The organism is Winogradskyella sp. MH6 (genome assembly GCF_022810765.1).
In the GTDB taxonomy this organism is placed as follows: domain Bacteria; phylum Bacteroidota; class Bacteroidia; order Flavobacteriales; family Flavobacteriaceae; genus Winogradskyella.
Map to the genome: position 1 here is coordinate 1,456,336 of NZ_CP094494.1, position 14,018 is coordinate 1,470,353.

At 36.5% G+C, this 14,018-nt stretch carries 7 protein-coding genes; 2 read left to right on the forward strand and 5 right to left on the reverse strand.

Annotated features, from left to right (window positions below):
* Positions 1 to 29: 29 nt before the first annotated feature.
* From pbpC to MST30_RS06520, 5 genes are all read right to left on the reverse strand, one after another.
* Entirely contained in the window at positions 30 to 2,378 is a 2,349-nt protein-coding gene (pbpC, locus tag MST30_RS06500; protein WP_243473573.1) for a penicillin-binding protein 1C, read from the reverse strand.
* An 80-nt stretch (positions 2,379 to 2,458) separates the two neighbouring features.
* Positions 2,459 to 2,773 carry an antibiotic biosynthesis monooxygenase family protein gene (locus tag MST30_RS06505; protein ID WP_243473574.1) on the reverse strand — a complete coding sequence of 105 codons (315 nt, stop codon included), beginning with the start codon at positions 2,771 to 2,773 and terminating at the stop codon, positions 2,459 to 2,461.
* An 89-nt stretch (positions 2,774 to 2,862) separates the two neighbouring features.
* Positions 2,863 to 3,714, reverse strand: a complete 852-nt coding sequence (locus MST30_RS06510) for an SH3 domain-containing protein (protein ID WP_243473575.1) — start codon at positions 3,712 to 3,714, stop codon at positions 2,863 to 2,865.
* Between the two features lie 329 nt (positions 3,715 to 4,043).
* Complete coding sequence (locus MST30_RS06515) at positions 4,044 to 9,632, reverse strand: alpha-2-macroglobulin family protein (protein WP_243473576.1); 5,589 nt, start codon at positions 9,630 to 9,632, stop codon at positions 4,044 to 4,046.
* Positions 9,633 to 9,755: 123 nt separating this feature from the next.
* Positions 9,756 to 10,835, reverse strand: coding sequence for an isoaspartyl peptidase/L-asparaginase family protein (locus tag MST30_RS06520; protein WP_243473577.1), 1,080 nt, complete (start codon positions 10,833 to 10,835; stop codon positions 9,756 to 9,758).
* A 121-nt stretch (positions 10,836 to 10,956) separates the two neighbouring features.
* On the opposite strand from MST30_RS06520, the gene amaB reads away from it, so the two are divergent.
* Positions 10,957 to 12,510: an L-piperidine-6-carboxylate dehydrogenase gene (amaB, locus tag MST30_RS06525; protein ID WP_243473578.1), complete on the forward strand. Its 1,554-nt coding sequence runs from the start codon at positions 10,957 to 10,959 to the stop codon at positions 12,508 to 12,510.
* A 132-nt stretch (positions 12,511 to 12,642) separates the two neighbouring features.
* Positions 12,643 to 14,016, forward strand: coding sequence for a DUF1800 domain-containing protein (locus MST30_RS06530; protein ID WP_243473579.1), 1,374 nt, complete (start codon positions 12,643 to 12,645; stop codon positions 14,014 to 14,016).
* The last annotated feature ends 2 nt before the right edge of the window (positions 14,017 to 14,018 follow it).

A 14,018-nucleotide genomic window follows, 5' to 3' on the forward strand; every position in this document is an offset into this window, starting at 1 on the left:
AATAAGGATTTGACTAATAAGAATACATTTTAATTAGCCACAGTTATTTTATGTTTTATTTCGTTGCCCAATTCATCCACCACAGTTATGGTATGTTCACCTTGTTGAGGTAAAATGGCCATATCGTGAATGTCTTTGGTTTGGCCAACATAAACATCATCTATGTACCAGAATAGTTTAAGTTCGGGTTTAGAATGTGCCACTTTTAGGATTAATTCGTTGGTGTTGCCATCAAAATCTTTGGGTAAGAAAATAGTGTTTTGCTGATTAGGATAAATAAACTCCATGCGTACTGCTGAAGTTTCTACACAATCATTTCTAAAAGGTGGTAAGGATTTGTAAAACGGATTTTTAGTTTTGAAATAATATTCCTGAAGAGGCGGTAAAACAAACCAAGATGTTGTTTTTAAGTTTGAAATATCCTCACAAGAAGAATTTACCTGAAACTGCTCAGAAGCATCCAAATGTATCAACTTATGAAACGGACAAGGTGCGGTTTTTTGTCCAGCATTTTGAATAAATCTAGATTCCACATCATCACAAACAGTTGAAGCTTGGTAGCCACTTTTCCTGCAAATGCTCACTTCAATCATTTCATCATAAGGCTTCGTAAACCACTCACTTTTTGGTAGAATATCAAAAACATCAAACAAAATTGGTGCAGCCGTTTGTACACCAACCAAACCAGGACGACCTTCACCATCAGCATTACCAACCCAAACACCAACCACATAATCTTTGGTGGTGCCAATAGCCCAAGCATCTCTAAACCCAAAACTGGTGCCAGTTTTCCAGGCAATGTCTTGAGACGAATCGTAAAATTCCCAACTCTCATCACTTTCAGGTCTATTGACTTGTTTCATACTTTCGAACGTGAGATAGATGGATGCAGCATCAAAAACCGATTTTTCAGAAGCCAGTTTTCCGAAGTCGATTTCAGATTCAAAATTGTAAATAGGTTCTACAAATTCGTTGTTATAATATTCACTGGAATTGTCATTAAAATGATTTAAGGTCGAGGCCATTGCAGCATAACTTTTACATAAATCCCAAAGGTTACTTTCGGCGCCACCTAGTGCTAAGGACAAGCCATAATGATTGGCATTGTATCTTAAATCCTTCAATTTTAATTGCTTCAAATAATGATAAAAACGATCTAAACCAAAATCTTGAAGCATTCGTACAGCAGGCACATTCAATGAGCGTGACAGAGCTTCATTGGCGTGTACTGCACCATCATAAGACTTGTCATAATTTTCAGGTTGGTAACTGCCAAATTGTGTGGGAACATCAGCGACCAAAGTATGTGGTAATAAATCGCCAGCATCGAGCATAGCAGCATACAAAAATGGTTTTAAAATACTGCCTGTGCTTCTGGGTTTGTCAATAATATCTACACTTTTCTGATGTGCATTATCTGTTGGTGAATTGCCAATATAAGTCAAGACCTTTCTGGTTTTAACGTCTAAAACCAGTACCGAAATATTATAAATCTCATTTTGTTTCAAGCTATTGTAATGTTGCTTGACAATATGGTTAGCTTGTGTTTGCAAGGCAATATCAACTGTCGTTTTTAGTCGCTTACCTTTATTATGTTTGGCAACTTTCTGCAACAAATGCGGTGCAATTTGAGGCAAAGGATACGGTTTTTGTGGTAAAGTTTCAGCGATGGAAAGCTCGTAAGTGAGCTCGTCAATAGTGCCATTGTCTAACAACTTCTTTAATAAACGATTGCGTTTGTCAAGTAATCGTTGTTGATTTTTTCCTGGATAAATAAGACTTGGTGCATTGGGTAAAACCGCAAGGGTTGCGCTTTCTGCCCAAGATAAATTAGATGCTTCTCTATTGAAATAGCGCCAAGCCGCAGCATCGATGCCAACAACATTGCCACCAAATGGTGCGTGACTTGCATACAGCTTTAAAATGTCGTCTTTAGAATGTCTGAATTCTAATCGTGTTGCTAGAATAAGCTCTTTCAGTTTTTCGAGATAGGTTCTGCTCTGTCCTTTTCGAGATAAGCGAATCACTTGCTGCGTGAGTGTGCTTCCGCCACGTTTTACGGAACCAGAGCTTATATTTTCCTGTAAAGCTTTAAAAATTGAAATTGGATTGAAACCAGGATGCTTATAGAAATATTCGTCTTCAAAAAGTAGAAGACAGGTTTTAAATTTCTCAGGCACACTATCGGTTTCAGGAAATCGCCATTGACCATCGTCGGCAATTTTGGCACCTAACAATTCATTGTTATTGCTGGTGATTACGGTAGCTGTTGGATCTTTAAAGAGTTCTTTTGGTAAAGAGAAATAATAAACTACAAGAAGTACAGCTAGAATTGCTGACTTTATTTTGTGGCGCTTTATGTAGTTTATGATTTTCATTAATTCGTATTCTGTCAGACTGAGCACAGTCGAAGTGTATTTAAGGATGAGATCATGAAAATAGTTCAGTATGACAAGGGTTAAATGTTTTTCTCGTATTCGTACTCACGTTCGACTTTACAAATTTTTACATTGTACCAATTATACCATTGCTCGCGACCTTTTTGTTGGGCGAGTAAATGCTCTGTGTTGGCTTTCCAGTTTTTTATGGCCTCTAAACTTTTCCAGTAACTGACAGTTATGCCAACGGTGTTACGAGCACTTTCAATTCCAATAAAACCTTCTTGTTGTCTAGCTAAAGTTTCCATTTTCTCAGCCATTTCAGAGTAGCCTTCAATGTCATCGGTTTGAGTTGATGTGAATATGACTGCGTAGTAGGGAATTTTGTTCTTCATTTGTATTTAATTTTGTCAGGTTGAGCGCAGTCAAAACTTCATAAAATTTTGGAATTATTCGACTGCACTCAAATTGACAAATTTATATTTCAAGAGCTTTTAGGCATTTCAAACTCAATGATTTTTTCTGTTACATTATCTTCAAAATCGGTTAAAATCATTTTGATAAATACACGATTTGTCGACACACTCACAGGAAAGTCTTTAACGTTATCAATGGTCTTTACATAATTCAACCAATCTTCACCACACTTATCTACCACATCATCTTTTAAATCTTTAGTTGCTGTTTCAATAAAAGTAATCCAGTCCTTTTCAGTGTATGTCAAAGTCTCATAAGTATTAGAATTCAATTGCTTTAATGGCTTCCATTCAGTGTCAAATTGTGTCCACTCGTTAGTGTTGCATTTTGAATCTGCACTCATAAACGAGAAGCTATTTTCATAGCGTTGAAACAAGCTTACGTGCTTATAGTCGCTATCTACTAGTACAATGTTTTTACCTTCTGGTGTTGCGTCTGCGTCAACATTGATGGTTGCCATTTCACTATTATTTAAATCGTGTGAACGTTTATAATCACTCGTTGCTAAATTTTTAATTTCAACGTTTAAATCTTTTAATTTCAAGCGAATGGTTTTGGCAATTTTTTCTGATGATAAATATCCGTCAAACACATAACCAATATGATTTCTGGTTTCTACCTTAACCCATTCACCACTTACTTTTTCGCCAGCATCGAGTACAACCAATTGTTTATTGGTTTTTTCTAACACACCAATGGCTTCACCATAGGCTAATTTTGTTAGCATTTTGCCGCTAACATCAGGCTGATCTCTCAGAGACAATCCGCTTTCTGCCGATACATAAGCGTTTTGTTGCGCTGTTACTACTAGGATGTTGAATACAAATCCAATCGCTAAAATCATTTTTAAATTTTTCATTTTTTCTAAGTTTTAAATTGAACATTTTAGCGGTTTGTTCTCTTTGGATTCTTGTCTTCCGGACGACAAGTAGTTTAGCTTTGTTTATTTCATTCTGAACTATCACACTGAGCTTGTCGAAGTGTTGATTCAGAATTTATTTTAAATTAATTTAGTCTTTTAAAGTTTCGTCATTTCGAGTGAATTTCAAGCTATTTATAGGTTGAAATTAGTATCGAGAAAAAGAAACTTTTTTCACTTCTATTTGTTCTCGATACAATTCTGACTTTTGGTCAGAATCACTCGAACAGACGTTACTTTTATGAAATTCCTGCTTTTGCAGGAATGTGTTACTTCTCAACGGTAACCCATTGCCCTTTGTTGCGTACTAAATAATCATCATTGTCGTACATTGCTTCGGCTTGTGCACCTGGTAAATAATAGGTGCCTAAATACGAAGCGTTGAGCATTACTGTAAAGGTCTTTGTGCCACGTGTGCCACTTCTGTCCATATCAAAGAAGAAGTTGACGCGATCATCTCTGATATCTGTATATCTGGCTTGGCTTACTGTTGTGTCGCCAAAATCTGTAAAGCGCGTATTGACAATATCCCAACCTGATGGGAAAATCTGTGTCAGCGCTACATCATTTACATAATCACTCGTGAGGTTAGAAATGCTTACCGTTGCCACAAAATCCTGACCTTGCTGTAATTTGCGAACATCAATTATGTTGCCTTGTAAATCTTTATAGACTGTTGAAATTGAAAAACCACGTTGCACTGGCAGTTCTTCGCCTAATTTTAGTTTACCTGAATTTAAAATTCTGACATAGACCACATTGTCTCTGTTGTTATTCACTGTTATCTGATTTGCGCCATCGTTCACAGGAATACTGCGTTGTGCAATGCCATTTTTAGTATCGATAGTTTCCGATTTTCCGTTTATGGAATAGCTTAGTTTTAAATCTTTTCCACCATTTTCAACAATAAGTTTACCCATCGCCAATAAGCTGTAGGCTGTGGTTTGCGTACTCATCCATTTGTCACTAGACAACGATTTTGCAATGCTTTTTGCCAATTCTACTTTTTTAGAATCGTTGGTAAGCAGCATAGCTTCCAAAGCCATTGCTCTATTTCTGTGTAACGAACCATAAGTGTAATTATCAGAATTGATAGGTTGAAAATCAATATTTGCTGTTTTTGCTATGGCTTGGCTTGCTTCCTTTTGCCCTGCCAAAGCATAAGCCGCAGCCAATCGCCATTTAGCATCATTAGAAATTTCATCAAACTCACGTAATCTGTTCATACTTGCTAAATCAGGACTTCCTGCCAATGCCAACGTGTACAATCTGTAAGCTTGCGTTAAGTCACTATGGTAATGTCTGTAACTTGGTCGCCAGTTACGAGCCGCTTGGCGTTGATACGCAATCCAGTTGCTCTTAAAACTCAATGGTAAAACAAAGCCTTTCTTTTCGGCTTCAATCATAAAATGTCCTGCGTAACTCGTTCCCCAATCACTTGCTGTGCGCTCTCCTCTCCAATAACCAAGTCCACCATCAGGATTTTGGAATGTGCCCAAACGACGAATACCATTTTCAATATTTTGCTGAACTTCTTTTTTCTTTTTGTCCGTTAGGTCGAAAATATCCGCTAAGTACAACTGCGGAAATACACTAGACGTGGTTTGCTCAACACAGCCATAAGGATAACGAATGAGATATGCCATACGCTTAGAGAAATCCATTGGTGGCAAGGTTGAAAATTCTACTGTTGCATAGTTGGTGCCTGGTTCGCCAAAGGTTGAAAAATCAATGGTTTGGTTGCCATTGGCAGCCAATTCCTTATCAATAACACGAGAGGTCATTGGGTTAGGATTTTCAACATCAATCTCTACTTTATAGTTCGATTTTTCGCCATTTCCTGAAGCGATAACTTCAATCGTATTGATACCTTTTGCTTTGGAAACATCCAATTCAAAATACACCATTTTTTCATCTGGTCTATCAAATTGAAGCGATTGTGTTTGCTGACCTTTTACCGTAATGCCATTACTTAATTTTAAGGATAGGTTGACGTTCTTTACTTTGTTTTCCATCGCAAAAACAGTAACCGGAAGCGTTACTTTTTCGCCAGGACTCAATTTGCGTGGTAAGGTCGCCAAAACCATCAAAGGCTTTTTAACTTGAACAGATTTTTCAGCACTTCCGTAGGCTTCTTTGTTATTGTTTCCTGCCACAACCATTGTGCGCACAGAACCAATATAATTTGGCATTTTTAGTTGGTGCGTTTGTGTTTTTCCTGCATCTAAAAGGAAAGGACCTAAATACGTTACCACAGGTTTAAAACGGTTGGCTTTTTTGTTCTTGCCTTTAGCTGCAGAACCATCACCACCAATGGCAAACACTTGGTCTATGCTACCAGAATACGCGCCAATAACATCGTCAAAAACATCCCAAGTTTTTACACCCAACGCTTCGCGAGCGTAGAAACTATCCCAAGCATTTGGTGTTTTAAATCTAGTTAAATCGAGTAAACCTTCTTCAACAACAGCAATAGTGTAAGTCATTGGTTTGTTGTTCTTTTCAGACACTTTTATCTCGTAAGATTGCTCAGGTCTTATAACATCTGGCATCTTAATTTGTGGCTCTAATTTGGTAGCAGGATTTTCTACCATCATAGGAATAACACCATACAAACGAATCGGTAAATCGTTAGATGTTATAGCGTGAGGCTGCAGCAACGAAATATTGATAAATACGTTTGGTGCCATTTCTGGCGTTACAGGAATATCTACTGTGGTTTCGCCAGGTTGCGTTTTTACCCATTGGTGTTTTAAAACTTCAGTACCATTTTCTATGCTGATTAACGCTCTGCCTTCACTACCAGATGGAAAGGTTAATTTTGCCGTTTCGCCAACATTATAGTTGTCCTTGTCGGTTGAAAAGACTAACATTTTAGCCGCATCCTTGTCGCCAGATGGCGAGTTAGACCACCAATTTTTATAGAAGTAAGCCGTACGACCAGTAGCGTGACCACTTACTGGGTCTACAATTCTGATGAGGTAACGTCCACGATCTTTTTCAGGAATATTGATTTTGAAGCTTGCTTTACCTGAGGCATCTGTATCAATTTCATACTGCTGCATTGGTCTGTGGTAATTGCTGGACACGTAGCTTGATAGGTTGTCGTAAGAGGAATTCCACCACCAACGCCATTGAACTTTATAGATTTTTACTTCTAGTTTTTTGCGTTGAATAGGTTTTCCATTGGCATCAACTGTAGCGATATCAAACGTGTGATTTTCATCTGTAAAGAAAGAACCATAACGATTGCCTTCAGGCGAACGCAAACCAACAAAACTCTCGTAAGGTGCATAAGGAACCGTAAATGCATCGAGTGAAAAATCGCCACCATTTTCAAAAGCACGAACTAGGAATTGTGCGTTTAACATTCCAGGTGCATTTTTTCCAATATTTAATGTTGAATTGACTTTTGCATTGCCTTCAGCATCAAGATTCCCTTCAAATACATTAGTTTCTTCCGTACTGAAATTGCGTGTTGGGTCGTTGAATTCATAATTCTTATAACCATCAAAACTGGTATATTTTGTTGTGAATTTCGCTTTAATTTCAGCTTTTAAGTTCTTTGCAGGTGCACCGTGTAACCAAGCCACGTTCAAGTCGCCTTGAAGCGGTTTGTTGTTCGTCAACACCTTGTCTTCAAAATCTATTTTAATTTTTAAACGGTTTGGTTTTACCGTTTCAATCTTTAAACTTTTAGTAAAACTGGCACCTCCAACCGAGACTTTAGCATTGTAATTTCCGGTTTTATAATCTGTCGAAGTCGGTACTTTAAAATCGTAGAAATTATTGATGTTATCTACCGAAACTTTGCGATATACCAGCTTACCAACTGGGTCTGTGATTTCTAATTTTACAGGATGACGCTTTGGTAATTTGTTAGCTTTGTCATTAAGCATAAAAGTTAAAAACAGACTGTCGCCAGGTCGCCAAACACCACGTTCGCCATAAATATAACCTTTAAGGCCTCGTTGCAATCTACTTCCAGACACATCGAATTTACTTAGCGACAGCGAGTTGCCATCAAACAATTTTACATAGCTTACATTGTTGCCTTTTTCAGCAACCGCAAAAGCTGCACGTTTTTTGGCGTCAATTTCCACAATACCATCTTGATTTGTTATGCCATCGGCTAAAGGCTGTTGTTGATAGTTGTATAATGTGATTTTTGTGCCACGTTCTGGGTTGGTGTCCAAAATATTGGTCACCGCAAAAAAGTAGGTATTGTCGTTGCCTTGCTTAGCAATAACACCAAGGTTAGAGCCAATTAGGTTGGCAGCAATGCCTTTATTACCATAATTAAAATACGATTCTGTACACGGATTATTTCTGTCTCGATAGTTGTAGTTTCTGTTCTTATAACTATAAATAAGATTGTCCCAATAACGCTCTTCTCTTAAGTCCTGCTCTTCTTCGGAAATGTCTTCGGAAGCATAAACATCATCCTCATAATAGTCGTCGTAATACTCATCGTAGTAATCGTCTTCATCAACATCTGAAGTTTCAACATTTGACGAACAATCATATAAAGAATAGTCTTTTTTGAAGTCGATTTCGACACGGTAAATGGCACCAGCATCTGCTTGTAAATATTTAGATAAATCGATACTGTAGGCTTTCCATTTTCCTGTATTTTGAGATGGATTTTGAATAAGTGTTATGGTCTCTTTGGCAATGCGACGACCAACATTTCTAATCGCGTAACTATTATCACTATTGAGGTTATTGTCTTGTAAAAACTGAAGCACATTATCTTCAAAAAGTTTGATGATTCGTACATCGACTTTACTCAAATTAACCGCTTCAAAATTAAATTTTAAGTCTTTTGAATTCGGAAGAATAGAACCACTACTCACTAAGCGCACTTGAGGTTTCAATTCTTCAAACGTTAAGGTTTGGGTATACTGATTTTTGAGTTTGAAGCCATCTGTATTTTTAATTCCTGTAAACACATCAACTCTAATATCGCCAACCAATTTAGTGTCTGGATATACTTTTAATACATTGCCATCGACGATATATTTTGGATTCTTTACATTTTGAAGTGTTACCAAACCAGCAAAATTCTGTTGCTTTTGTATTGGGTCTGAAAAGTTGATGGTAAGATATTGCTCAGGATTTTGAATCACATTAGTTTCTATAATAGTAAAGTTGTTTTTACCAGGAATGTTGAGGTAATTTTCCCCTTTGTTATCTGCTTTAATTGCTTTGCCATCCCAAGAGACAAGGACTTTACTGTCTTCAATCTCGCGCTTGATACTATCTATTTTAAATTCAAAATAACGAGATGTGTCGTTGCTTTCTAACCATACAATATTGAGGTCTTTTTTGTTTTGAGAAGCTTCTACCAATTTTTTAGCATCCTCTAGGGTAATAACATCAGCTGATTGTAATGTTCCTAAAACATATTGCCATTCTTTGCTATACGATTGCAGATTGTTGGTGTTAAGATTGAAACTAGGTCTTATGGTTTTGAACTGAAAAGTGTAGTATTCAAAATCTTTTGGGATGTTTTTATAGATGTCAGCTAAATTTACCGTTACCGTGTATTCGGTGTCTGGCTCTAAGTTTTCGTCAGGTGTAAATACAAGAGTATGCTTATTTAGAGCTTTAAGAGATCCTTCAACATAAGGATGTGTTTTTACAATTTTCGCATCAATGTTTTGCTCTGTTTCCCAGCCACCAACTTCTTCAGCTAAATTAATTTTTATTGGGTCAACTATAGATACACGACCAGAAGTTGTGTAGCTGATGTAATCGCGAAATTTGAAAATGTTATCGGTTTCGACAGGCTTCTTTTTACAGGAAAAAACGATTAGGATTAAAGCTAGGAAGGCGAGGTGCTTTTTGATGCGCATAGTTGATGATGGTATTAAATAAAACTTCAGTAAAAAGAAGGGTAGGTGCATTCTTGTTAAATAATTACGCTGATTTTTTATGATTTAGTCTTTGAGTAAATGTTAAAAAAAACACAAAGTTTATTATTCGTAAATTTTAATGGTTAGTTCTCCATCATCAGTCATGCTTGCACGATACATCCCAGCAGTATTAAACTCCATAACCATGTTACCGTTTTTATCAACCGCTACAACGCCTCCATTACCACCAAGGTTAGGTACTTTTTCTTGTATAACCAATTGTGTAGCTTCTTTTAGGGATAAGCCTTTGTACTCCATTAAAGCAGAAATATCATGAGCAACTTGAGCCCTTATGAAATATTCTCCCCAACCAGTACTAGATACAGCACAAGTTGCATTATTAGCATAAGTACCAGAGCCAATAATTGGTGCATCACCTATTCTACCATAACGTTTATTAGTCATACCACCTGTGGATGTTCCTGCTGCCAAATTTCCATTTTTATCTAGAGCTACACAACCAACCGTTCCAAATTTTGAATCTTTAATCACGGGATCGTAGAATGCAGTTTTAGCATCATGGTCTAGTTCAGTTTTTTCTTTGTCTTTGATGTTTTTCAAAGATTGAAATCTGTTTTCGGTATAGAAATATTCTGGTGCAACGATTTCTAGACCTTGTTCTTCAGCAAATGTTTCAGCACCTTTTCCTGAAAGCATGACGTGTTCGGATTTCTGCATAACAGCTCTAGCTAAATTTATAGGATTTTTTACAGTTGTCGTTCCGGCAGAAGCACCAGCATTTAAGGTTTTTCCATCCATTATAGAAGCATCGAGTTCATTGGTTTCGGCATTGGTGAAAACAGCACCTTTTCCTGCGTTGAAAAGCGGAGAATCTTCCATAACATTTATAGTTTTTTCAACTGCATCGAGACTGCTTCCTCCGTTTTTCAGAATTTCATAACCAGTTCTTATGGCTTCTTCTAATTTAGCTTTGTATTCGGCTTCCTTTTCAGGAGACATGTTTTTTCTTAAAATAGTACCAGCTCCACCATGAATTACAATGGCAAATTCTTGTTTCTTTTCTTCTATTTTTTCAGAAGAATCTCTGGTAATATTGTTTGGATTTTCATCTGGATTAGGTACTAATTCCCCACAGGAAAAACATAAAAGTAAAATGACTAAAGCGCATAAAAATCTATTCATAGAAACAACTAATTTTAAGTGCATTAAAGTTACGTTTTTTAAACGCCAAGACTCAAGGCAAACTGACTTTTTATTAGTAACTTCGCATAAAAATTTAATAATTCATAAAATTTAGACATAAATGGAAGCAATTGCTACCGATTTCGGAATAAAAGAAGCTTTAAAACAATTAGGTGTTAAAGATGTTAACGATGGAACTTCTACAGGCTCTAACGGTTTTGGAAGTGGAGACTTAATTTCATCTTACTCTCCAACAGATGGACAGTTAATTGGTAAAGTTTCTACTACAACAAGAGAAGACTACGATAAAGTTATAAAAACAGCTCAAGATGCCTTTTTAGAGTTTAGAGCAATGCCAGCACCGCAAAGAGGTGAAATAGTAAGACAGTTTGGTAATCGTTTAAGAGAATTAAAAGAACCATTAGGTAAGCTAGTATCTTACGAAATGGGTAAATCTTTACAAGAAGGTTACGGAGAAGTACAAGAAATGATAGATATCTGCGATTTTGCAGTAGGTTTATCAAGACAGTTAAACGGGCAAACCATTCCTTCGGAAAGACCAGGTCACGTTATGAGAGAGCAGTGGCACTCTTTAGGTATTGTTGGGATTATTTCAGCATTTAACTTTCCAGTTGCAGTTTGGTCTTGGAACACAGCTTTAGCATGGGTTTGTGGTGATGTTTGTGTTTGGAAAGCTTCAGAAAAAGCACCACTTTGTGCAGTAGCATGTCAAAATATAATTGCTGAGGTATTAAAAGAAAATAATTTACCAGAAGGTATTTCTTGTATCATAAACGGAGATTACAAAGTAGGAGAATTTATGACAACAGATCATAGAATTCCGTTAATCTCTGCAACAGGATCTACACGTATGGGACGTATTGTTGGTAAAACAGTAGCCGAGCGTTTTGGTAAATCTCTATTAGAATTAGGAGGAAACAACGCTATAATTATTACACCAACTGCAGATTTAAAAGTCGTGGTGCCTGGTGCAGTATTTGGTGCTGTTGGTACTTGCGGACAACGTTGTACAAGTACACGTCGTTTAATTATACACGAATCTGTTTACGATAAAGTAAGAGACGCCATAGTTGGTGCCTACAAGCAATTAACTATTGGTAACCCATTAGACGAGAAAAACCACATTGGACCATTAATCGATACAGATTCTGTAAACACGTATTTATCTGCTATAGAAAAAGCTAAAGCTGAAGGCGGAAATGTACTAGTTGAAGGTGGCGTTTTAGAAGGTGAAGGATACGAGTCTGGTTGTTATGTAAAACCAGCAATTATTGAAGCTGAAAATGATTTTGAAATTGTACAAACCGAAACTTTTGCACCAATTTTATATTTAATGAAATATTCTGGCGATGTAGAAAATGCAATTGACATGCAAAACGGAGTTGCGCAAGGATTATCTTCTGCAATCATGACTAACGAAATGAAAGAAGCAGAAAAATTCTTATCCTTTGCAGGAAGTGATTGTGGTATTGCCAACGTAAATATTGGTACTTCTGGTGCTGAAATTGGAGGCGCATTTGGCGGTGAGAAAGAAACTGGTGGCGGACGTGAATCAGGATCTGATGCTTGGAAAGTGTACATGCGTAGACAAACCAATACGGTAAACTATTCAGACCAATTACCTTTAGCACAAGGTATTAGGTTTGATTTATAGATAATAACATAATTTGAATTCCAAAAACCCGTTTCTAATCTAGGAACGGGTTTTTTTATTTAAATTATATAAATACTTCGGAATGATTCTTGTTTTCGTTAAACCATAACCATAAACCATAGTCTAAGGGATATGACACAAAAGGAACTTCAACATTTGTATTGGCGTGCTGGTTTTGGCTGGTATCCAACAAATTACAATGGTTTTACTAAAGATAGAAAGCAAGTTGTCAATGCACTTTTTGAAGATTCCCAAAGTATCACACCAATTGAATTAGACTTTTCTTATCTCGAAGGTGTTGACCCAAATGACCTTAAAAAGTTTCCGTCTTTGGCAAAGGGGATTCAAGAAAAAAGTCAAAAAAGGATTTTAGAACTCAATTATGCATGGGTAAAACGCTTGATTTTTCCTAACGAATTGTTGCGAGAACGAATGACCTTGTTTTGGGCCAATCACTTTGTATGTAGAGATAGGCATCCACTGCATATGCAGAAATATAACAACACACTTCGTTATTATGCGCTAGGTGATTTTAGAGAATTTACAAAGGCAATTTCTAAAGAAGTTGCAATGCTAAAATATCTAAATGGTAAGCAAAATAGAAAACGAAAACCTAATGAAAATTTTGCTAGAGAGTTGATGGAGTTGTTTACCTTGGGAGAAGGTCATTATACAGAAAAGGATGTTAAGGAAAGTGCAAGAGCATTTACGGGTTATAGTCATAACTTTAAAGGTGAATTTATTTTCAGAAAGCTTCAACACGATTATGGATTTAAAACCTTTTTGGGTAAGACAGCTCGTTTTGATGGAGATGATATTATAGATGAAATACTTTCTAATAAACAATGTGCTCGGTTTATCTGTAGCAAGGTGTATCGTTATTTTGTAAATCCAAAGCCAAACAAAACGCATATCGAAGCTATGACTAATGTGTTTTTTAAAGATTATAATATTGAAAATCTCATGCGTTTTGTATTTATGTCTGATTGGTTTTATGCTGAAGAAAATATTGGTAGTAAAATAAAGTCACCGATTGAATTTTTAGTGGGTATTGCAAACACGGTTCCTGTTAAATTTGAAAGAGATAAGGACTTATTGGTAATTCAAAGATTATTGGGGCAAATGTTGTTAGATCCACCTAATGTTGCAGGTTGGAAAGGTGATAAAGCATGGATTGATGCCAATACAATTATGATACGTTTAAAATTGCCTTCAGTTCTTCTGAATAATGCACTCATTTCATTAAAAGAATATGGAGACTTCAACGATAAATTCCGGGAGGAATACTTTAAACGAAGTAAAGATAAGTTGCCTTTTAAAACCTTGCCAGATTGGGATGCTTTTTTAAAAAACTTCAAGACTATTGAGACTAAAAATCTTTCAGAAGTCCTTATTCAAGGACAAATAAATAAAGGTACTGCTGAATATTTGAAAACTTTAAGCAAGGCTTCAAAGCGCGATTATTGCATTCAACTAATGTCCTTACCAGAATATCAAATGTGTTAGTT

What these genes read in the sequence shown, in the direction of transcription:
- pbpC (WP_243473573.1), bottom strand. Translation starts at nt 2,378, where the DNA reads ATGAAAATCATAAACTACATAAAGCGCCACAAAATAAAGTCAGCAATT.
- MST30_RS06505 (WP_243473574.1), bottom strand. Translation starts at nt 2,773, where the DNA reads ATGAAGAACAAAATTCCCTACTACGCAGTCATATTCACATCAACTCAA.
- MST30_RS06510 (WP_243473575.1), bottom strand. Translation starts at nt 3,714, where the DNA reads ATGAAAAATTTAAAAATGATTTTAGCGATTGGATTTGTATTCAACATC.
- MST30_RS06515 (WP_243473576.1), bottom strand. Translation starts at nt 9,632, where the DNA reads ATGCGCATCAAAAAGCACCTCGCCTTCCTAGCTTTAATCCTAATCGTT.
- MST30_RS06520 (WP_243473577.1), bottom strand. Translation starts at nt 10,835, where the DNA reads ATGAATAGATTTTTATGCGCTTTAGTCATTTTACTTTTATGTTTTTCC.
- amaB (WP_243473578.1), top strand. Translation starts at nt 10,957, where the DNA reads ATGGAAGCAATTGCTACCGATTTCGGAATAAAAGAAGCTTTAAAACAA.
- MST30_RS06530 (WP_243473579.1), top strand. Translation starts at nt 12,643, where the DNA reads ATGACACAAAAGGAACTTCAACATTTGTATTGGCGTGCTGGTTTTGGC.